General features: G+C 43.7%; 18 protein-coding genes. 13 read left to right on the forward strand and 5 right to left on the reverse strand.

The window, feature by feature from the left end:
• Window positions 1-21 precede the first annotated feature (21 nt).
• The 6 genes from PLH26_RS06310 (at window position 22) to PLH26_RS06335 (ending at window position 6589) form a co-directional block, all read left to right on the forward strand.
• Window positions 22-1227 carry an HD domain-containing protein gene (locus PLH26_RS06310; RefSeq protein ID WP_324585152.1) on the forward strand — a complete coding sequence of 402 codons (1206 nt, stop codon included), beginning with the start codon at window positions 22-24 and terminating at the stop codon, window positions 1225-1227.
• 5 nt (window positions 1228-1232) lie between these two features.
• A complete protein-coding gene (lpxD, locus tag PLH26_RS06315) occupies window positions 1233-2279 on the forward strand; it encodes a UDP-3-O-(3-hydroxymyristoyl)glucosamine N-acyltransferase (protein WP_324585153.1) in 1047 nt (348 codons plus the stop codon).
• Between the two features lie 79 nt (window positions 2280-2358).
• Window positions 2359-3762 carry a bifunctional UDP-3-O-[3-hydroxymyristoyl] N-acetylglucosamine deacetylase/3-hydroxyacyl-ACP dehydratase gene (locus tag PLH26_RS06320; protein WP_324585154.1) on the forward strand — a complete coding sequence of 468 codons (1404 nt, stop codon included), beginning with the start codon at window positions 2359-2361 and terminating at the stop codon, window positions 3760-3762.
• 113 nt (window positions 3763-3875) lie between these two features.
• Window positions 3876-4682, forward strand: a complete 807-nt coding sequence (gene lpxA / locus PLH26_RS06325) for an acyl-ACP--UDP-N-acetylglucosamine O-acyltransferase (protein ID WP_324585155.1) — start codon at window positions 3876-3878, stop codon at window positions 4680-4682.
• On the forward strand, window positions 4663-5298 hold the full coding sequence (locus PLH26_RS06330) for an ABC transporter ATP-binding protein (protein ID WP_324585156.1): 636 nt from the start codon (window positions 4663-4665) through the stop codon (window positions 5296-5298). The genes lpxA and PLH26_RS06330 overlap by 20 nt, the downstream gene beginning before the upstream one ends.
• Before the next feature lie 46 nt (window positions 5299-5344).
• The gene (locus PLH26_RS06335; RefSeq protein WP_324585157.1) at window positions 5345-6589 is read left to right on the forward strand and encodes a cation:proton antiporter; all 1245 of its coding nucleotides are present in this window, start codon (window positions 5345-5347) and stop codon (window positions 6587-6589) included.
• Window positions 6590-6621: 32 nt separating this feature from the next.
• Here the strand turns inward: PLH26_RS06335 and PLH26_RS06340 are convergent, their stop codons facing one another.
• The 3 genes from PLH26_RS06340 to PLH26_RS06350 form a co-directional block, all read right to left on the reverse strand.
• Entirely contained in the window at window positions 6622-7836 is a 1215-nt protein-coding gene (locus tag PLH26_RS06340; RefSeq protein ID WP_324585158.1) for an alanine dehydrogenase, read from the reverse strand.
• A 37-nt stretch (window positions 7837-7873) separates the two neighbouring features.
• Window positions 7874-8299, reverse strand: a complete 426-nt coding sequence (gene tsaE, locus PLH26_RS06345; RefSeq protein WP_324585159.1) for a tRNA (adenosine(37)-N6)-threonylcarbamoyltransferase complex ATPase subunit type 1 TsaE — start codon at window positions 8297-8299, stop codon at window positions 7874-7876.
• A 108-nt stretch (window positions 8300-8407) separates the two neighbouring features.
• Window positions 8408-10903, reverse strand: coding sequence for a DUF5686 family protein (locus PLH26_RS06350; RefSeq protein WP_324585160.1), 2496 nt, complete (start codon window positions 10901-10903; stop codon window positions 8408-8410).
• Between the two features lie 279 nt (window positions 10904-11182).
• On the opposite strand from PLH26_RS06350, the gene PLH26_RS06355 reads away from it, so the two are divergent.
• From PLH26_RS06355 to PLH26_RS06370, 4 genes are all read left to right on the forward strand, one after another.
• On the forward strand, window positions 11183-11812 hold the full coding sequence (locus PLH26_RS06355) for a hypothetical protein (protein ID WP_324585161.1): 630 nt from the start codon (window positions 11183-11185) through the stop codon (window positions 11810-11812).
• Window positions 11813-11859: 47 nt separating this feature from the next.
• Complete coding sequence (locus PLH26_RS06360) at window positions 11860-12159, forward strand: winged helix-turn-helix domain-containing protein (RefSeq protein ID WP_324585162.1); 300 nt, start codon at window positions 11860-11862, stop codon at window positions 12157-12159.
• Between the two features lie 54 nt (window positions 12160-12213).
• On the forward strand, window positions 12214-13545 hold the full coding sequence (gene creD / locus PLH26_RS06365) for a cell envelope integrity protein CreD (protein WP_324585163.1): 1332 nt from the start codon (window positions 12214-12216) through the stop codon (window positions 13543-13545).
• A 217-nt stretch (window positions 13546-13762) separates the two neighbouring features.
• A complete protein-coding gene (locus tag PLH26_RS06370; protein WP_324585164.1) occupies window positions 13763-14146 on the forward strand; it encodes a diacylglycerol kinase family protein in 384 nt (127 codons plus the stop codon).
• A 110-nt stretch (window positions 14147-14256) separates the two neighbouring features.
• On the opposite strand, the gene PLH26_RS06375 is transcribed toward PLH26_RS06370, so the two are convergent.
• The gene (locus PLH26_RS06375; protein WP_324585165.1) at window positions 14257-17649 is read right to left on the reverse strand and encodes a hypothetical protein; all 3393 of its coding nucleotides are present in this window, start codon (window positions 17647-17649) and stop codon (window positions 14257-14259) included.
• A gap of 54 nt (window positions 17650-17703) precedes the next feature.
• On the opposite strand from PLH26_RS06375, the gene PLH26_RS06380 reads away from it, so the two are divergent.
• Window positions 17704-18345, forward strand: coding sequence for an MBL fold metallo-hydrolase (locus PLH26_RS06380; RefSeq protein WP_324585166.1), 642 nt, complete (start codon window positions 17704-17706; stop codon window positions 18343-18345).
• 122 nt (window positions 18346-18467) lie between these two features.
• On the opposite strand, the gene PLH26_RS06385 is transcribed toward PLH26_RS06380, so the two are convergent.
• Window positions 18468-20657, reverse strand: coding sequence for a hypothetical protein (locus tag PLH26_RS06385; RefSeq protein WP_324585167.1), 2190 nt, complete (start codon window positions 20655-20657; stop codon window positions 18468-18470).
• A gap of 216 nt (window positions 20658-20873) precedes the next feature.
• On the opposite strand from PLH26_RS06385, the gene PLH26_RS06390 reads away from it, so the two are divergent.
• Window positions 20874-21554 (forward strand): response regulator transcription factor, encoded by a 681-nt coding sequence (locus PLH26_RS06390; RefSeq protein WP_324585168.1) that lies wholly within the window; start codon window positions 20874-20876, stop codon window positions 21552-21554.
• Window positions 21555-21729: 175 nt separating this feature from the next.
• Complete coding sequence (locus PLH26_RS06395) at window positions 21730-22779, forward strand: sensor histidine kinase (protein WP_324585169.1); 1050 nt, start codon at window positions 21730-21732, stop codon at window positions 22777-22779.
• Window positions 22780-22846: the final 67 nt, after the last annotated feature.

Genomic DNA, 22846 nt, shown 5'->3' on the forward strand with positions numbered 1-22846 from the left:
TTATTTTTTTAACATTTTTACATGCCTTTCCGAAAAATCATCAACGATCCTGTATATGGGTTTATTACTATAAACAACCCGCTGATATTTCAAATTATTTCACATCCCTGGTATCAGCGCCTGCGACGCATCAAGCAAATGGCACTGGCCCATCTGGTATATCCCGGAGCCGTTCACACGCGCCTGCATCATTCTTTGGGGGCATACCATTTGATGTGTAACGCCCTGCAGGTATTAAAAGAAAAAGGAACACCCATCAGTGAAGCTGAAGATACCGGTGCAAAAATTGCTATTCTTTTACACGATATAGGTCACGGCCCTTTTTCGCATGCATTGGAAAGCGTGCTGATGGAAAATGTTCATCACGAAGAACTCTCACTTCTACTGATGCAGGAGCTGAACCGTCAATTTAACGGACAGCTTCAAACCGCTATTGATATCTTCACCAATACCTATCCCAAAAAATTCTTGCATCAACTGGTGAGCGGACAGTTGGATGTTGACCGGATGGACTATCTCACCCGCGACAGTTTTTTTACCGGTGTAAGCGAGGGCGTTATCGGATACGACCGTATCATAAAAATGCTTACGGTGCACAGGGGTGAGCTGATGGTGGAAGAAAAGGCTATATATTCTATTGAGAAATTTTTGGTTGCGCGCAGGCTTATGTACTGGCAGGTATATCTGCATAAAACCGTGCTGGCAGCGGAAATGATGTTGGTTAAGATACTGGAAAGGGCACGGGAAACGGGTATGGGAAATGCCGGCATGTTTCCCGAAAGTATATTGGGATCATTTTTGCTGAACCAATATAAAGGAACCGTTGCACAGCACCTTGACCAGTTTTGCCGGTTAGACGACACAGACATTGTGGCTGCTATAAAAAGCTGGTGCCACCATCCGGATCAGATACTTTCCCTGTTGTGCAACGGCATCATGAACCGGGATTTGCTCAAAGTAAAGCTGCAAAGCATTCCTATTCCCGAAAAAGAAATAAATAAGCAGAAAAAAAACGCAATGGAACGGCTTAATACCAGTGAAAAAGATACCTCTTATCTTGTATTTACCGGGGAGGCTGTGAACCGCACGTACAATCCTTATAATGAAAGGATCAACATCCTTTTCAAAGACGGGAGCGTTAAAGATATATCCCAGGTACACAATGCCCTGATACAACATAACCTTTCGGGGGCCGTGAAAAAATTTTACATTTGTTATCTCAAATAATCTCTATGACGTTCACGGCCGCGCAAATAGCTATGCTGATTAACGGTAAAATTGAAGGCAATGCCGATGCAGGCGTACATTCATTCAGTAAAATCGAAGAGGCGAAAGAAGGTCAGTTGGCTTTTCTTGCCAATCCCAAATATGAAGATTATCTGTATGCTACCAGGGCATCTGTAATTATCATCAATGAATCGCTGGAGCTCAAAGAAAAAGTAAGCGGAACACTGATAAGGGTGCCTGATGCCTATAGTGCTTTTGCCACCTTGCTGACCAGGTACCAGGAAATGATGTCGCAGCAGCTAACGGGTATTCAACAGCCTTCTTATATTGCCGCATCTGCTAAAACAGGAGCAAATGCATTTATTGGGGCTTTCGCTTATATAGGAGAAAATGCAGAGATAGGGAATGATGTTAAAATATATCCCCACTGCTTTATCGGCGATAATGTTAAAATTGGTGACCATTCTGTTATTCATCCTTCAGTAATCATATACCATCATTGCAAAATAGGAAAGAGGGTTATTGTTCATGCCGGAACCGTTATTGGTAGCGATGGCTTTGGCTTTGCACCGCAGGCAGACGGCAGTTTCAAAAAAGTTCCGCAAATAGGGAATGTAGAAATAGAAGACAATGTGGAGGTGGGCGCCAATGCCACTATAGATCGCGCAACCATAGGTTCTACCATCATAAGAGAAGGCGCAAAGCTCGACAACCTGATCCAGGTGGCTCACAATGTTGAAGTAGGCCGTAACACCGTTATCGCTGCACAGGCGGGAGTAAGCGGAAGCACCAAAATAGGAAATAACGTTATGATTGGAGGGCAGGCGGGCATTGTAGGGCACATCACCATAGCGGATGGCGCCAGGATAAACGCACAGAGCGGTGTAAGCAAATCCATAAAGCAGCCTAACGCAGCGGTAACCGGGTCGCCGGCCCATGATTACACGAGCACATTGCGAAGCCAGGCCATATCCCGAAAACTGCCCGATTTTGAGAAAAGGATCCAGGAACTGGAGGCGCTGATCAAGCAATTGCTCGCTGAAAAAGTATAATAACTTCCTTATATACCGGCATCGGATAACCTACTATCGGGCGTTCATCCCTATCTTTGCCCGACAACAAAACCGAACAATGAACGCAAACTTCAATCCCGACAAACAGCACACGCTCAAATCGGCAGTAAGTGTTTCCGGAACGGGTTTACACACAGGCATTAAAGTAGACATGATATTGAACCCCGCCAATGCGGGCTTTGGGATTCAGTTTCAACGAATTGACCTCGCAGGTCAGCCCATCATTAAAGCCGACTGCGACCTGGTTACAGATACTTCACGCGGAACAACACTGGAGGATAAAGGCGCTAAAGTAAGCACTGTTGAACATATACTGGCTGCATTGGTGGGTATGGGTGTTGACAATTGTCTTATTGAAATAAACGGCCCTGAAATACCCATTATTGACGGCAGTTCGGCTCCATTTGTAGAAATTATCGAAGAGGCCGGGGTAGCAGAACAGGAAGCCACAAAACTATGGTATACGATAGACAGCAATATTACCTATTACGACGATGAGAAGAGAGTAGAAATGGTGGCAATGCCCGCTATAGAATACCAGATTACAACGCTTATTGATTTCAACAGTCCTGTTCTGGGAACCCAGCATGCCGGCTTAAAACACCTGAAGGACTTCAAATCGGAGATAGCTCCCTGCCGCACTTTTTGCTTTTTGCACGAACTGGAAATGCTGCTGGAAAACAACCTTATCAAAGGTGGCGATATCAATAATGCCATTGTAATAGTAGATAAACCGGTAAGCGAAGCCGAAATGGAACGTTTGGGCAAAGCCTTTGGCAGGAAGAAAATGGAGGTAAAAAGCGGCGGATATCTCAACAATCTTGAACTCCGGTTCCCAAATGAGCCCGCCCGCCATAAGTTACTGGATATCATTGGCGATCTGGCGCTTATCGGCTCACCCGTTAAAGCGCATATCATTGCCAACCGCCCGGGGCATTCTTCAAATGTAAGTTTTGCCAAAAAAATAAAACAGCACATTAAAGTAAACAGACAAATGCTTGATGTGCCCATTTACGACCCCAATCAGACTCCCGTATACACTACCCAGCAAATTGAAAAAACACTTCCGCATCGCTATCCATTTTTGCTGGTGGATAAGATTATTGAGCTTACCGACACCAGGATCGTTGGTATCAAGAACGTAACTTTTAATGAACCGTTTTTTGTTGGGCATTTTCCCGGCAACCCTATCATGCCAGGCGTGCTGCAGATAGAAGCCCTGGCCCAAACCGGCGGAATATTAGCCATTAACGCCCTGCCTCCCGGAGAATACGATACATATTTTGTTAAAATGGATAATGCCCGCTTCCGCCAGAAAGTGGTTCCGGGGGATACCATGATACTGAAGATGGAGCTTAACGCTCCTATCCGAAGGGGAATGTGTGAAATGCAGGGAACGGTTTATATCGGAAACAAAATTGCAACAGAAGCCACGCTGATGGCACAATTAGTGAAGCGGTAGCGGATGAATATTATTCTTTTCCTTACTTTTGCCCTCGTCAGGAAACCACCTGACATTTTTTGTATATATATGAAATACTGTTTGCCGGGAATCCACATAAGAAAAAATCATCAATGATTCATCCTCACACATATATTCACCCCAACGCCAAGCTGGCAACCAATGTAAAAGTTGATCCTTTCACAGTAATTCATCACAATGTAGAAGTAGGAGAAGGCACCTGGATCGGAAGCAATGTAACGATCATGGAAGGTGCGAGGATTGGCAAAAATTGCCGCATCTTCCCGGGAGCAGTTATTTCAGCAATCCCACAGGACCTGAAGTTTGAAGGAGAGTATTCTCTTGTGGAAGTAGGCAACAATACCACCATCCGTGAATTTGTTACCATTAACCGGGGCACCAAGGAAAGAGGAAGAACCACGGTAGGCGACAACTGCCTCATACAGGCCTATAGCCATATAGCACACGACTGCTCCGTTGGGAATAACTGTATTATTACCAATAACACGCAAATGGCCGGGCATGTGGTAATGGGCGACTGGTCTATACTCGGCGGCATGTGCGCTGTGCACCAGTTTGTAAAAATTGGCGCTCACTCCTATGTAGGCGGCGGCTCACTCGTGGGCAAAGATGTGCCTCCGTATATTAAAGCTGCCCGCCAGCCACTCAGCTATGCCGGCGTAAACTCTATCGGACTTAAACGCAGGGGCTTTACCATAGATAAGATCAATCATATACTGGATATTTACAGAACCATTTATAATAAAGGCTTAAATACTTCCCAGGCGGTAGAAATCCTGGAAGAAGAATTCCAGGCCACGGATGAAAGAGATGAGATCGTAACTTTTATCCGTGAAAGCGGAAGAGGCATCATTAAACGCTACACTAAAAACAGCGTGGATGACGATATCGTTGATTAATACAGGAAAAAGGTTTAACAGGGATTGGATATTCCGGCATCTCAACTTTCAATTTTCGGCAGGTATGGCTTACGCCATCACCGGTCCTAACGGATCCGGTAAATCAACACTCCTGCAGGTGATAGCAGGAGCACTTTCTCCAAATGAAGGAAAAGTTGAATACCTTGTCAAAAACGATCAAACCCAAACCGGTAATCCGCTGAGTCCCGAAAATGTTTATCTGCACCTCTCTATCGCCGCCCCTTACCTGGAACTCATAGAAGAAATGACCCTGCACGAGTTCCTGCATTTTCACCGGCAGTTCAAACCGCTGCTGACATCTGTGCCCATACCGGATATTATTGCATTGATCGGGCTGGAAAAAGCTGCCCACAAACAGATACGGTATTTCAGCAGCGGGATGAAGCAAAGGGTAAAGCTGGCACAATCTGTTTTCTCCAACACTCCTGTCTTATTACTGGATGAGCCCTGTACAAATTTAGATGCCGAAGGTATTGCGTTATACCAGCGGCTGATTACAACATATTGCAAAGACCGCCTGATCATTGTAAGCAGCAACGACGAAACAGAATATACATTTTGTAGCGAGCAACTGAATATCAATAGTTACAAATAACAATTCTGTTTTTTTTAAATTTGTCTGAATTTTAAATCAATACCGGTTGGAACTTTATTACTCGTTTTCTATTTTAATTGTATTAGCCTCATTTTTTGCTTACCTGAACCTGAAGATATTAAAACTGCCTTCCACCATCGGGATCATGCTCATTGCTATATTCGTTTCCCTCCTGATCAGGATAGTAGGCGCTAATGTTTTTCCCAATACCACGCTTAGCTTTTTTAACCTTATATCTGAGTTTGATTTTACGGCGGTGCTTATGGGCGCAATGCTTAATTTCCTTCTTTTTGCCGGCGCTATTCATGTAAACTTCGCTGATCTCAGGGAGCAGCGATGGCCGATATTCATTTTCTCCACGGTAAGTGTTATCATTTCCACTTTTGTGGTGGCATTCCTCCTGTATAATGTAGCGGTGCTTTTTCATGAAGATATTCCTTTCCTTTATTGCCTGTTGTTTGGTGCACTGATCTCACCTACAGATCCTATAGCAGTGCTGGGCATTTTAAAACAGGCAAAAGTTCCTAAAACGCTGGAAACCAAAATTGCGGGTGAATCACTTTTTAATGATGGGGTGGCTGTAGTATTGTTCGCCGTTATTCTGCAACTCACCCAAACTGACGCGATAGATATTTCCGTTGGCTCTATCTCATGGCTGCTGGCAAAGGAGGCATTGGGAGGATTGCTGTTGGGCGCGCTTCTTGGCTTTGCAACCTCAAGCGCCATGAAAAGAATAGACGACTATAAAGTGTCGGTGCTGATGACGCTTTCAGTAGTAATGGGCGGATACCTTATTGCACATGCCCTGCACATTTCAGGACCGCTTACCATGGTTGCCGCAGGGCTAATCATCGGGAATTACGGGAAGAAAGCAGCCATGTCGTCTGAAACAAAAGATTACCTGAATAAATTCTGGGAACTGATAGATGAAATACTGAACGCCATATTGTTCCTCTTCATCGGATTTGAATTATTATTGATCCCCGACCTCATCAGCCACCTGGCACTCGGTGTTGTTGCTATTGTTATTGTATTGCTGGCAAGACTGCTTTCCATCTGGATACCTTATACTATAGTACCTTTCAAGAACAAATTCCTTAAAGGCGCCCTTACCGTGATGGTATGGGGCGGATTGCGGGGCGGAGTATCCATAGCGCTTGTTTTATCGGTAGATAATGGGCTGCACAAAAACTTATTACTGGAAATCACATATTTCGTAGTGGTATTTTCCATCGTTGTACAGGGATTAACCGTGGGCAAAGTGGCTAAGAAAGCACTGGCAGGCAACTGAGTATCTTACCGCCTACCACTTACCACTCTCTTTCATCTCCTGCTGGCAATCAATAAATTCAGATCAGTATATTTCAAATTGAAGCGCTGGCTGAGGTAGATATTGGTAAGTGCGCCCTTAAACAGATATATCCCGCTGCGGATATTGAACTTATGCCATACCAGTTTTTCCAGCCCGCCTTCATCGCCTATTTCAAGCAACAGGGGCATCAGCACATTGCTGATGGCCTGCGACGCGGTTCGGGCAAAACCCGAAGGTATATTGGGTACGCAATAATGAATAACACCATGCCTGATAAATACAGGATTTTCATGCGAAGTGATCTCTGAAGTCTCAAAACAGCCTCCGCGGTCAATACAAACATCAAGGATCACACTGCCCGGCCGCATAATAGACACCATCTCTTCCGTGGCCACTATCGGTGTACGCCCTCCAAAAGAAGACAAAGCGCCTACTGCCACATCACAGGTTTTTAGCTGCTTGGCCAAAATTTTAGGTTCTATCACAGAGGTCCACATCCTTACACCTATATTGCCCTGCATGCGTTTGAGCTTATAGATATTGTTATCAAAAACTTTTACACTGCTGCCCATCGCCAGCGCCGTCCTTGCCGCATATTCGCCTACGATCCCGGCGCCGATAATAACCACTTTGGTAGGAGGAATGCCAGAAATGCCACCCAGCAGCATGCCTTTGCCATTGTTGGCATTGCTTAAATAATTACCTGCCAGCAACATCACTGCGCTGCCTGCAATTTCACTCATGCTGCGCACAATGGGATTGTGACCCGAATCGTCTTTAAAATTCTCAAATGATAAAGCGGTGATCCGCTTTTCCATCATACGCTGTAATATCTCTGTTTTCATTACAGGCAGATGGATGGGGGATATTATGGTTTGATTGTGTTTTAACAGAAGCACCTCTTCTTCATTCACCGGCGCAGATTTCATGATCAGATCGCATTGAAATACTTCCTTTTTATCGTATGCGATTTTAGCGCCTGCATCGCTGTAATCCTTTTCAGAAAAATGTGCACCTTCACCTGCACGATGCTCTACAACAACACGGTGGCCGTTGCTGGTGAGTACACTAATGGCGTCTGGCGTTAATGCAATCCGGTTTTCCTGGAAAGAATTTTCCTTTGGGATCCCGATCAGCAATTGTGCTTCACGTGGCTTAATATCTAATGTTTCTTCTAATGTTTCGTAATTGAACGATGTACCTACAAATGGCTTTTCTGCCGGCATAAGCTGGATAGGTTTGAGCGAACAATTTACTAAAAATTTACCTGTGAAAATCAATTTTTAGCAACCGCGTATTGTTATTAACCGGATGCACGTAAATATCTACCCTGCTTTCGGGTAAAAGCGAAGCCGCCTTTTGCGGCCATTCCACAAAACAAACATTACCCGAATACAAGCAATCTTCTATACCCGCGCTGATCGCTTCCTCTTCATCCTTTAACCGGTACAGATCAATATGAAAAATATGCTTCAGTAAACCTCCTTCGTTGTAGCGGTATTCATTTATCAATGAAAAGGTAGGACTGCTTACATGATCCGTTACTCCTCTGGCAGCACACAAAGCTTTAATGAAAGTTGTTTTCCCTGCGCCCATCGCGCCATGAAAAGCAAAAACCCTTCCTGGCACATGCTCCCAAAAATACCGGGCATGCTGCTCTATATTTTCCAATGTAACTGTTATCTCCATAAATGATATAATGTTAGAAAAGGTTACAGGTTTCAGGGCACAAGATCACCCCGCACCCTGTAGCCTGAGGCAGGCTGAATCAAATTAAAATATCAAACTTCAAACCTTCTAAAACACCACCCTGAAGCTCCCGAATATGCCAAAGCGCTCAAATGTTTTTTCAGGCAAAGGACGCGGCAATATTTTCCAGATAAAATCGAGCCGGAATATCTTGAAAATATTATCAACGCCGGTCCCGATCTCCATATAGGGCTTGCCTTCAAGACTTTTAAATCCATGCTCCCCATTGCCAAAATTATAGTCTTTGTTGGCCCGGCTTACATCACCCCATAACACTTTTGCGCTCCAAAACTGCCTGAACTTCAACATTCTTGTTAAAGGAATAAAGCGAAATAAACCATTGCCAATATTGTGTTCTACGTTAATACCCGCGTACCAGTCTGTTAAATACTCATACCGGGTCATCATATTGAAAGCGTATTTATTGTAATACCATAAATTGTTTCCCGGCGGAATTTCAAGCAGGGTATAGGGCAGGGTGCCGAATACTTTACCTGCATAAGCATTATAATAAATGCTGCCGTAGGGAGATATTTTTTTATAGTCGGATATGCTTCCGCCTAATTTGTGGTAATTATAGCTGCTCCCGAATATTCCGGATATGCCTTTTGAATAATGCGCTTCCACGATCGGGTAATCACTGCCAATGCTGATCCTGTAAAAATTACCGTCTAAAAATTTCTCTAAATAGGCAAACCGCAGCTTGATCCCCATTTCAAAGCTGTTCAGGGGTTCGCCGCCATTTGCCGTGGGAAAGCTGTCTTTTACGGGAAGGCTCGACAGCGGGGTAAACCGCCTGCGCAACCCATTGAGCGTAACCGAAAAGCCACTGTTCCATTCCTTAAAATACTCCAGCTTTTCCTGTTCAATTTTCATATACCTGAGCGGCACATTGGGTTTTCTTAAGGCGATGGCAAATAAATTATCACTTCCCACCTCATCGTAATAAACCTGGCCGTTGTCAATATCATTAATAAAGGAAGCCATTAACGTGGAACGTGGCGACTTGTTGAACAGGTATAAGCCCTGGAACCTCCCTTTCCATTTTTGGTCGGAGAAGCCGTAAGCCAGGTAACCGGTGAGATAGATCTTTTTATTGAACCCCGTGTTGGTTCCCAGATCAAACCGCAACCTCAGTCCTTCATAAGCATTGGCCGTTATCCAGTTGTACCACGGGCCAATTTCATAGTTGCCTACATTTTTATATCCTGTGCCAATAAAGTATACCAGATCTGTAAATCGCTGAAAGCTGGGCATTTCCATAAGGGTGTCAATCATCTTATAAATGCCCCTTTCGGTTGTTGTCAATTGTTCATGCCGTGCATGCCGCCAGTAAGCATCAGAGTGTTTTGAGGCCGAATCGGACATCACCACCTCTTCCCTCAGCTTATTTTTTTGCAGTGCATTCGTTACCGATGTATCGTTGACCAGCACATTGCGGTAAGTACTGGTTTTTCTTCCAATAAAATTCAACCGGTTTTTATCTAAAAAAATAAAGTCGGCCACGAATTTATCCTTCGACAAAAACCATACGGAATCATTGATCAACTGGTATTCCTGCACAAGATCCAGCTTTTCAACAAAATTGAGGTTGGCCAGCTCTGAAACGCGGAGATTCATTTTCATTACAGCATACGATGAGTCGGCTATCCATGCATCGCCTATAAAAGTGTTTTCACCTTTGTGCTTGGGCGTAAACAAAAAATGAAAGAACCGCCTTCCCCCTATATACTGTGTATCCGGAACGCGGTAATGATAGTATGCAGAGCCGTAATCGCTGATGGGGCTAACAAAATCCTTATCAAAAACGGGGATAAAATTCTTATACACATTTACATTCTGGTACATGCCTCCCAGCATTTTGCTTATGCTCGGATTGTTGAATCCCATGGTTTTAACAGCCTTAAATTCCTCTCTTGTTCTTTGGGGCTTTCTTTGATAATAATAATCTGAAAGCGATTCGGTTAAATAGAGCGGCAAGATGGGTTTGGTTTCGCTTGTAGAGTCAATGTTCTTGTAAATAACAGATTTAAAGGGTTTCAGCAGGGGAAACTTGATCAGCTTGTTATTGGCGGCATCGTTGAGGTCGGCTTCCAGCTTATTGTACAATTCATAGGAGAAATTATCAAACCGGGCGCGGTCATTGAATTGCTTATGCTGCACTATTTTGCGCCACATGATCATTCCTTTGCTGATCCTGCTTTTTACGATCACTTCCGTATTGCTCTTTCCCCGCTCCATTTCAATGATAACCTGTATCTCTTCCAGCGTGGTGTCTATGGGTAAAGCATAATCTTCAAATCCAACAAACGTAACCATAAGCGTATCGGAAGGCCAGCGGGAAAACGTAAAGGAAAAATGGCCCGCAGAGTCGCTCAGGGCGCCAATGGCGGTGTTCCTGAATTCAAGCGATGCAAAAGGGATCCGCTCTTCACTGTGCGCATCCTGGATATGCCCGGATATCTTTTTAACCTGCGCCGAAGCACTGAATGTAAAAACGGACAAAAATACGATGCCACCAATAATCAGCCTTTTCCAGCCCATATGCACAAAAATAAACACAGTGTAAGGTATAACGCACAATAGTTTATAATATTTAGATTGGGTTGAATGGTAAGTTGTGAATAGTGAGTTGTGAATAGTGAAAGCCCTTTCATGATAACATACATACCGGTGAGCGCTCAAAACTTTTCAAACAGGAGAGCTGTTTGGGTTGAAACGTTGCGCAGGGAAGAGTGTGAACAGTTTCAAATAACAAATAATTATAAAAAAATTTGCAGGTATGGGTTTTTAATATTTACTTTGAATTTCAAAGTACTTTTTATGGAGCAGGAACAATCGGCATTGCATACTTTAAAAGATATAAAACAAATGATGGAACGCAGCAGCCGTTTTATCAGCCTGAGTGGGTTAAGCGGTGTGGCCGCAGGCATTTGCGCTTTGGCAGGTGCATGGTTTGCTCACCGGGTCATTTCGGGCAAAACGCCTGAAAGCTATGATTACGGCAGCCTCACGATTGCGAATATTATAAGATATAAACTTTTTATCATTGCCCTGTTAACATTAGGTTCAGCCGTAATAACAGCTTTTTTGTTCACCTACATCAAAAGTAAAAAAAACAATACCCCGGTATGGAGCACCGCCACCAAAAGATTATTGATTAATTTTTGTATCCCGTTATTCGCCGGAGGGGTATTTTTACTGCGTATAACAGAACTGGGGTATTTTGTGATGATCGCCCCTGGGTGCCTTTTGTTTTACGGGATAGCGCTTGTAAACGCCAGTAAGTATACGCTGGGTGAAATAAGGTACCTGGGATACGCGCAAATTGCATTGGGACTGATCAGCGGCTGGTTCCCTGAACTTAGCCTGGTTTTCTGGACCCTGGGATTTGGTGTATTGCACATTGTATATGGCGTTGCGATGTGGTGGAAGCACGATAAGCAAGGATAAAGATACAGGGCATTTTCGGCCCTGCTTCATGTGTTTAAAAAAATGGAATGAAAAATCCGATAGAAAATTTAAATAAAATATTCGACAGCCGCATACGGTTAGGCATTATGAGCTCACTTATGGTGAACGAAGATCTTAATTTTAACCAGTTGAAGGAGATCATAGGCGTTACCGACGGCAACCTGGCATCCCATTTAAAAACCCTGGAAGAAAATGAATACATAAAGGTGCAAAAAGGATTTATAGGCAGAAAGACCAATACCACTTATGCAGTTACGAAAAACGGGGAGAAGGCCTTTAAGCAGCATTTAGAGGGGTTGGGACAAATGATCAGGTTAATAGAGTAATTTTTTTTTCTTACAATACTTTGAAATTCAAAGCACTTTTAAAAATCAACAATCATGGATATTACAAGCGCTTCTCATTTTCTATCGTCGAACAGGCTTACCATTAAAGGTATCATAGTAGCGTGCCTGATACTCGTTATGCTTATTCCGGCTTTATTCATCATGAACCTGGTGAACGAAAGAGCCGACCGCCAGGAAACCGTTGCCAAAGAAGTAAGCGCCAAATGGGCAACGCAGCAAACGGTTACCGGCCCCATACTGGTAATACCTTACAGGGAAAGCGTTCAATCGGAAGACGGGAAAACAACAGTGTATAAAAAGTACGCTTACTTTTTGCCCGACCAGCTAAAGATAAACGGGGTATTGCAACCCGAAATAAGGCACCGGAGCATATACAATATTGTTGTGTACCGGGCCGACATGCAGATAGAGGGCTATTTTGGCCCGCTGCAAACGGAAGGGCTGCATATTGCACCGGGGGACCTGAATCTTCAGGAAGCATTTGTTTGCATAGGACTGAATGATTTCAGGGGCATTGAAGACCAGCTAAGCCTTTTGTGGAATGACAGCAGCCATATTTTTAATGCCGGCATGCCCGATGACCGCATCATTAAAAACGGGTTGCACACTCCTGTTGCATCAGATCTTACAGGATCCAATACTTTTAAGCTGCAACTGCATTTACGGGGTTCCGAAAATTTGTCTTTTACACCTGTGGGTAAAACCACAAATGTTAATATCAATTCCACATGGGTCAATCCTTCATTCGACGGGAGTTTTTTGCCTGTAACCACACCGCAGGTAACCGAAAATGGATTTAACGCCGAATGGAAAGTGCAGCATTTAAACCGCAACTATCCGCAAAGCTGGAAGGACAGCAATTATGATATCGCAGATTCGCGGTTCGGCATTACGCTTTTGCAACCGGTTGATTCGTATTCAAAGACCATGCGCTCCGTTAAATATGCCATCCTTTTTATTGCACTTACTTTTGGACTGTATTTCTTTATTGAAATATTGCAAAAAAGAACCGTTCACCCTATCCAGTATGTGCTGGTAGGACTGGCACTAAGCATTTTCTATACTTTGCTATTGTCTATTTCCGAGTACCTCCGGTTCAACATAGCATACTCCATAGCGGCTGCGGCAACAGTTGCGCTCATTACGCTTTATACAAAAAGCGTATTTTATAAATGGAAGATCGCCATGCTGTTCGGGATTATGCTCACTACCCTGTACACCTTCATTTTTATATTGCTGCAACTCCAGGATGGCGCTTTGCTTTTTGGAAGCATCGGCTTGTTTATAGTACTGGCCGCCGTAATGTACTATTCGCGAAAAATAAACTGGTACGGGCAGGTTAACCAACCGGCTTCTGTAAATTGATATACGGCAGTGCAGTGTCAGATGTGAGAGAGGGGTGAATAGTGAATTGTGAGTGGTGAATTGTGAGTGGTGAGTGGTGAGTGGTGAAATTAATTTTGGCGGGCTTCCAGTTTTCATCATACCATACAAGCATTATTTGCCTCACTTAACATCAACTTATGAAAAACACCATTGCCATGCTTGGCCTTAATGCATACATTTAAAGTAAATACGGATCATGAAATTCATTCAATCTCTGCAATTTGCCAGAGCCGGCATTATTACTTTTTTCCGGCACGAAACAAACGGTCGGATCCAGCTGGTTGCGGCAACAGTAGCTGTAATACTGGGATGGATATTTAAAATTGCTGCTATGGAATGGCTGGTTATTTTGCTATGCATAACAGCGGTATTAACGCTTGAAATGATAAACACTGCTATAGAAAAATTATGCAACGTAGCGCATCCCGGCTACCATCCTCAAATTAAGATCATAAAAGATATAGCCGCCGGGGCCGTGCTATTGGCGGCCATTGGCAGCGTAATGGCCGGCGCTGTTGTTTTCTTACCAAAAATTGGAGTCGCGTTGGGGTCTTTTGGAGTCGCGCTGGGGTCTTCATAAAGTGCCACTGTGAGAGGCCATGCAGACCCCTGCGCTGAAGCATGTTTTTTACGGTATATATTTTATTTTACCCACCCGGCGAAGACCCCGGCGGGAAAACTACCCCTTCCTCAAAAATCCAGCCCCAAAGAAAAATACCATACGGGTTTGCCGTTAAAGAATCCGGTCATGGGCCAGCCGGCATCCACTCTTAAAAAATAGCCCAGCAGGGTGCTTCTTACCCCAAAACCATACCCGCCTACAAAAGGACCTATGCCGCTGCTTTTAAAATTTACCTGAACCGGGGGAAAACCATAGGTTGCCGATGGCCGGCCAATTTTGTCGTAAGCGCCGTTCCAGGCGGTTCCCAGGTCAATGAACTGAACCAGTTGGAAGTTCCTTAAGAACGCATTGTTTATGGGGCGGCTCAATAAAGTGGTAAAAACAGGCAGTCTGAATTCGCTGTTGATGACCACCGCGTTATTGCCGTTGGCGGCATTTTGCCTGTAACCCCTGAGGTTTACCGCCAGCGACTGGTAAGCGTAGGTTTGGTCGGGCGCAGGCTGATTGGCATTGTTGAACTTGGGAGAGATCCAGCTGTCGGTACCACCCAGGTAATATAATATCTTCTGGCTGCCCCATGAAATATCCACGGCGCCGCGTCCGGCCCATATCAAATTGCGGTAAATGGGATAGTAATAACGTATATCGGTACCTACATTAAAAGTAAATTTCCCCTGCTTTTCTTTTGTAAGATCTGTATTGATGTCGGTATAGATCTTATACCGCAAGCCGTTCCAGATGTTCAATGCGGGGTTGATGCTGTTGTCATGCACATATTCAAAATGAGTAAGTATTGAATTTTTTACGGTATCATTGATCGCCAGTGCCGGAGGATAATTGACATTCGTTCTGATCGCTACCCTGTCGGTACGCAGCGCAACATTCGCACGCAGACTCCTTACCTTATCCCAGGGATACGAAACATTGACCTGGTAAATATTGGAATACAATTTATTTTCCAAAGCGCTTAGGGGAAAATCATCCGCCTTATAAAAAGGGAAATTGGTTACCGTTGAGCGGTAGTAGGTAAGCCCCCAGTCTAACCGCTTGCGCATGTTATAAAAACTGAACAGCACATCCTTATCATCAAGGTTGAGCCCCAGGCGAAACCCGCCTATGAATTTTATATCTTCAAAAAGATCGGAAACGCCAATCCTTACTATGCCGCTTAAATTAGAGCTTCCGTTCGTAAGATAGATGGGCCCGCCGCCGCCGCCGTAAGGCTGCCAGCGCGTCATTAATACGGAATTATTGAAGCCCGAAACAGAATATTCCGTTGCAAATTTTAACCTGTAATCATATAGCTTGGCCTGCGAAAGTACCGTTTCCTCCACCGGCGGCCCGTTTACATCTACTATCCGGCCAATTCCCGCACTGTCCTTTATTTCATCTTCAAATTCACTTTGAAAAAGGTCACCTTCATCGGGAATGCTGTCAATAGGCTGGTAAATGGTGGCGGCGCCTTTCACAATTTTATCATCCTCCATTACTTTTTTCATGTATTCGGTAGGCCGCACATTTATGTTCCTTCTTCTCAGCGCGTCCTCATTTACTTTAAGCTTATACAACATTTTAAGATTTCCTTCCTGTCTCACTTCCGATACCTGCCCGCCATCACCCGCTATCCTCGTTTCCTGCAGCCCGCTCTGGTAGTTGGTTATGGGAAAGGCATAAGCCGAATCGGTGGTAACTGCCATATAGCCTATGGAGTCGGGCTCATTTTTGTTCCAGACCTGTAGTATGGAATCCAGATCGGCATTTGTAGGATTGCGCAACAATTCATCCCCAACCCTGTATATCGTATCCACACCTGCTTTACGTGTGGTAAAAAACCCCGCATACCTGTTGGCGATCCCCATTTCATCATTTACAAATGTAAAATGGTTGGTATTGTACTGCATCGGATAACGTGCATTACCATATTTTACATGGGTAAGCTGCGAGATCTGCCTGAACTCACTCCGGTTCCAGTTGTCAACCAAAAATATATTGTATTGATTATTGGAAGGTAACGCGGTATCACTGTTCACAGCATTGCCCGACGGGCGGTTGGAAGAAAATATGATACCGGTTCTGTTGGGAAAGGCCACGAAAGAAGGATCAAGGTCGTCATACACATCATTGGTGATCTGCTCCAGCGTTTGTTCCTTTATTTTGTATACAAAAATATCGGTATAACCATTCTTAACCGCGCTGAACAAAAGGGTATTCTCATCAAGCATGTATTTTACATCGGTTACCTGGTCAAATTCTTCCGGCAGTTCCTGCTTAAATGTTTTGAGCCTTGTTACCAGGTCAAAAACAAACATCCTCAGCTTATTCTTTTCCATATACACCACCACCAGCTTTGATCCTTTGGGATCCCAGGCCAGTTGGGGATAATTGGGATTGATCTCATTCTGATTATCAAGCACGCCCGATTTCAATAGAACTTTCCTTTTAAATCCGAAATCTTCCAGCTCTATACGATAAATACCTTTTTTAAACCGCACCACGGCATAGGTACTGTTGCGGGGATTGGGATTGGCCTGAAAGCGGTAATAGTCCAGGTTCCTGTTCACTTCTTCCAAAGCTACCACGTTACCCTTGGGCGCATTGCGTCTCCCCCTCAGATCCTTATAGTACTTATCAGCCTCCCTTTCCATGAACTCGTTGAGGACTTCTTTAAACTTTTTTTTGGTAACTTTTAAGCTGGCCGAATTCAGACTTTTGTATATCCTTGCCAGGTAAAGAAAATAGGTAACATTGTCTTTCCTGTAATTGTCTGCAATAAAACGCCAGAAAGCATGACCCGCCAGTTCGGGCTTATCAAATGCAAACTGGTAAAAGGTCCTGTAATCGCCCGAAAGCAGGGCCGATTTTAACTGATCATCCAAAGCAGGGCTCCAGTTCTCTGCGGCATACATGATGTATCCTTCGGTTAGCCATTTGGGTAAGTCGAGCAGGGCCTGGTTACTGGCAAATTCACCCAGGTCATCACCAAATAATAAATTTTCAAGCAGCACTTTAGCGATGCCCTGGCGGATCTGCCTTTTTAAATTCTCATGATCGCCATTAAAATAAACGATCATTTTATTGTTCACAAACCTGGTAACCCCGCCTGTATTTTGCCAGTCGATGCCCAGCCCTATATTTGACTGTTCCAGCTCATTAAAGCTGTTGTACAATACGATATTGATCCTGCGCTGTGATCCGTATTCCACAAAATCTTCCAGCCCGGGCAATTCTTTTTCCGCTAATTGCGCAGCATATTTCCCCAGGGCCAACCCGTTCTGACTGAAGTATACATTGAAATTTTTTGTTTGATAATAGCGCCACCTGAATTTTTCGTACTGCACCCTGTTTTTACCAAACTCTACCGAATTTACCTGGGTGAATGCTTCCTGCTGTATAATGAATGAAAGAGCAACCAATGTTAAGCTTCCAATATAGTACCGTAGCCTGTTCTGTGAGATTCCCATAATTTCGTACATTCTAATATTAAAATTAGCGTTTTTAAGGTACAAACAAACATTATGCTCGATGTTAAAGTTTTCATATTTAGCCCCGTACAGGAGAATACATACCTGCTGTATAATGAGCAGAAAGATTGTATAATAATTGACCCGGGATGCTATTACGATGAGGAGCGGGAAGAACTGGCGTCTTTTATAAAGAATAAAGACTTAACTCCTAAGCTGTTGTTGAATACCCATTGCCATCTTGATCATGTTTTTGGCAACAAATGGATCGCAGAAAAGTACGGATTGAAGCTTCATCTTCATGAAAAAGAAAAACCGGTTTTAGATCATGCACCCGCTTCCGGTTTGATGTGGAACCTGCCTTTCGACAATTATAAAGGTGAGCTGTTGTATTTGCAGGAAAACGATACGGTATCACTGGGTGAAGATAGTCTTGAGGTTTTTTTTACGCCGGGGCATTCTCCGGGCAGCATTGTTTTTTATTGTAAAAAGCAGCAGTTTGTAATTGGCGGTGACGTGCTGTTCAGGATGAGCATTGGCCGCACAGATCTGCCGGGCGGCAATTATGATGAATTGATCAGCAGCATACACACCAGGCTTTTTGTTTTGCCCGATGAAACGATCGTATATCCCGGTCACGGCGAACATACAACGATAGGGTTTGAAAAAAAACACAACCCGTATGCGGGGATTTGAAATTTTAGTTTTTTGTTTAATGTTGTATTCCTCCGGATTTCGCGTTTCAGGCTTCGGCTTTAAAATTTATATCTTATTTGGTTCTTGTAGTATTTTGGTTCTTGTAATTTTCTCTCCCCCCATCATTCCATGCTGCCCATTTGCCGTGTATATGCTTTGATGAACAAAGCGCCCAGGTTTTTATAAGGGGGGATATAGTTATCAAATCTTTCTTTGGCTTCCCCGGTTGGGAACTGGGCGGCCAGATCCTTCCATATCGGCAGCCATTCAATGTCTTTGCCTTCTTTTAAATGATCATTTATTTCTTTTAAAATGGGTTCATTGATAATTCTTGTGCCTACTTCTTTTGAAGAAATAATATGTGCATCCGGGCATGTTCTCAACACATCGTCGAGGTTGTGAAATCCGCCACAGGAGCCCAGGATTACAATTTTTGAAGACGTAGGCAGGTTCCTGATCGTTGAACCAACCCAATAACTATGCCCCCGGTGTATGGTTATGCCGGGTTTCAGGTTCTTTTTTTCCAAAAACTGGTGCAAATGTGTCTGCGCAACCGAATCCAGCCCTTTTTCATAATCCAGTGGCAGGTTCGCATAAATAAAGACCGGTTTCCCTTTGGTTGGCTTTATTTCCACCCACTCTGCGCTGCGTTTAACTTTCCAGTCGGGGCCCGTAAACATGCTCATAAAATTGGCAAATGATTCCTTACCATCCTGGTCGCCATAAAAGAAAACCTGCTGCACGATGCGTCCGCTGTCGTCTACCAGATCTTTATAATTTACCCTGTACACAGGTGGTATATTCAATTTTGTAGAAACATCAATGCTGCTGTCCTGCGATGACTGGAAAATGGTTTGTAAAATATCATAAATAACAATGGCTCTTTTATCCCGCGCTTCTTTCCCCTGTACAAGGTTTTTCTCAATTTCCTGGTCTATGAGCTTTTTTACCAATGGATTCTTAATGCTGCCGTACGAATCCGCAACATCCACCGCATCTTCAAGGGTACCGCTTTTTTCAAGTCCGCGCACAAAAGCCATCATTAAGCGTTGCGAATTGCTGTCGGGCATGGTTTGCAAAAATTCATCCAGCTTATTATAGCCCGCAGCGAGCCTGATGAACTTTTTAAAACGATCAAACCTCACACTCATCAGCAACGAATCGCCCGAAGGAACAGCCATGCGCTGCATCATACGGTTAAATACGCCTTTATAGCTTGAAGTGTACATCACATCTTCGCCCAGAACAATAAGGTAATACAATTCCTGCGGTGTAAGCGGATCGGTAACTTTAAAGCGGGCATTATCCGGAAGATCATGCAGGGCATTGATCTGTTCTATAAATACATTTTTGGCCCTGTCCTGCAGCTTAAACAATAACTTATCATGAGCCAGCGGAGTATCTTTTTTGATGAGCCGCTCTGCATAACCAATCTGGGTTTTCACCAGTAACCGGTAATAAAGCAGGTTATCATCCATGGCACGAAATATATCGGGCATGGTTAACCGGCCATGTACTATTTCATCAAGAAAAGGATAATACTGCTGCCCGCTTTTGCTGCCGGCGATGGCAACAATGGCTTTGACCAGCGGATCACTGTTTCGCCTTATCAAACGACCCGCCTGGGTACGTGTGGCTGCTGCATAATCGTATAGCTGATTCGGATTGCGGTGTGCCGCTGCTTTAACCAGACTGTCGGCAAAAGGAACATTGTAGTACTGTTCCAGCATGGAAAGGGTTTTGTCGGGATATTTCCGGCAGAATTTTCTGAATAAAATAATGCGGGATGCTTCAAACCCCGGGTTTTCATACATAGCGCTCCCACTTCCGTTGATATTGATATTGCCTACTTCATAAGAAGCGCTTTCAACGATAGAACGGATATCCTTTTTTTTGATATCGGCTGCCATCAGGGCTTTGTAATTTTCCAGCAATTCCCGCGCAAGAACAGCGGTAAAGCTTTTGTTGCGCCAGCCTGCATTAAATCCTTTAAGGAGGTTTTCCAGCCCGCTCAGGTATTTTACTTTTAACCTGTGATCGAGTTTAGCGTCGGATTCTATTGAATCCTTTAATATATTAACTTCTTTTATCAGGGCATTTGTAACCAGCGCATTGATTTCTTTATTTGCAGATGCATTGATCCCGTTGCCGTCCCCTCCGTTAAAATGCAATGCAAGCTGCTGCTCTTTTTCAATATTTTCATGATACCGGACACGGGCAATATTCACTTTCTTCTTTAAAGTATCAATATGTGCAGTTGCAGCTTCCGAAAAAAGGAATAAGGCTATGAGTATAGATATTGTCTTATACATATATATTGAACTGCTGCAAAATTAAGGATATTAGATGAGGAGATTATTTCCCCGGATTTCATAAAAATCACCGGTCCCGGCTGGGAACAATAATCCACTCATTAACGTTACCAGAGAGAATTTAGTGCCAAACTGTAAAACGGGTTAACAATTTCATAATCCCGGCTTTGAGGCACATATGGCTGTGGGGATTATTTTTGCGTAAACATATTGTTAATGGAGCAGAAAGGGAAAAAGATACTGATCGCTGATGATGAGCCGGATATACTCGAAATTGTGAGCTACAATCTCAGAAAGGAAGGCTATGAAACAATTACGGCAAAGGATGGGGATGAAGCCCTGCATAAAGCAAAGACCATTGATCCCGACCTGATCATGCTGGATGTAATGATGCCCTATAAAACAGGCATGGAAGTATGCAGAACACTGCGGTCATTACCCGCTTTCCACGATACGCTCATCGTATTTCTTACCGCATTAAGCGATGAAACATCACATATTAACGGGCTCGAATACGGTGCAGACGATTACATCAGCAAGCCGGTCAGTCCAAAAATACTGGTGACCAAAGTAAATGCGCTTTTCAGGAGAGTGCAGAAACCTGAAAGCGATAAAATTTTACAGGCAGGCAATATAACCATTGACCCCGTTCGGTTTATTGTTCTGGTGAACGACCAGGAGCTCGTTTTAGCCAAAAAAGAATTTGAATTGCTTTACCTTCTGGCTACCAAACCCGGAAGGGTATTCCTGCGCAATGAAATATTGAGCCGGATATGGGGAACTGAAGTAATTGTTGGAGACAGGACCATTGACGTGCATATCCGGAAAATCCGCCAGAAGCTTGGTGTAGACTGCATCACTACTGTAAAAGGGGTGGGCTATAAAATGGTAACATAATAATCACCACACTCAACCCTTATGCTGCATAAAAGGTAGCCGCACCGGCTACATAAAGAATCCCTGTATTTTAACTTTACATTCGGCTAATTGTAATGGCGATGTGTTATCTTATCCTATATCTTTAGGAAGGTGCCCGGCTTTGGCAGCGGGTTCCGATAATCACGCAGAATATATGCTCACTAAAAAAAATTTTTCGCCCCGCCAACTGGCAGGTTTTACGGCATTCTTTATTGCACTTCCCGTAGCTGCGGGCATATTTTTGTTAAAGCCGTTGTGGTGGGTGTTTGCAGCGGCGTTTGCGATGGTCATGGCCGGAAGCTATGCCCTGATACTGTATACGCTTCAGCGGTTCATTTACAGAAAGATCAAGCTCATTTATAAATTCATTTACCAAACAAAAGCCAGCAAAAGAGAGGAATTTTATTATAAGAGTTTACTCCCGCAAAAAAGTATAGACGAAGTAAGTGAAGATGTAGAAAAATGGGCCGAGCAAAAGAAAAAGGAAATTGAAGTATTAAAGGCGAATGAAGCCTACCGTAAAGAATTTTTGCAAAACCTTTCCCATGAACTAAAGACACCCATTTTTGCTATACAGGGATATGTAGAAACTTTGCTGACCGGGGCTGCTGAGAACACGGAAGTAAGTACGAAGTTTTTAAATAACACCTCAAAAAACGTATCCCGGCTGGTAAACCTGCTCAATGACCTGGATGAGATCACCAGGCTGGAAAGCGGGGAACAGATATTATATAAAGAGAATTTCGTTATACAGGATCTCGTTCGTGAAGTATTCGATTCTCTTTTTTTACTGGCTACAAAAAGAGAAATTAAATTAGGGCTAAAAAAGGGCTGCGAGGCTCCTATTGTTGTTTTTGCCGATAAGGAAAAAATAAGGCAGGTGCTCATTAATCTTACAGACAATGCAATAAAGTATGGCAAAACCCATGGCAATGTAACCGCCAGTGCGTATATAACCGATGAAAGACATGTGTTGGTGGAAATAAGCGATGACGGGATTGGTATTGCCGAAGAACATATTCCCCGGATATCTGAAAGGTTTTACCGCACCGACGCCGCAAGGAGCAGGAAAGTGGGGGGAAGCGGGCTGGGGCTTGCTATTTGCAAACACATCATTGAAGCGCACGGTCAAAGCATTCACATTCGCAGCAAACCAGACGTAGGCACTTCTTTTGGTTTTATTTTAAACGCCAAAAAAGAATAACACGCAAACGGGTAAAAGTCCTCTGTAAAAACACTTACATTACCGTAAAAATACTATTTAAAGGTCT

Source organism: Agriterribacter sp., assembly GCF_035444585.1.
Lineage (GTDB): Bacteria > Bacteroidota > Bacteroidia > Chitinophagales > Chitinophagaceae > Agriterribacter.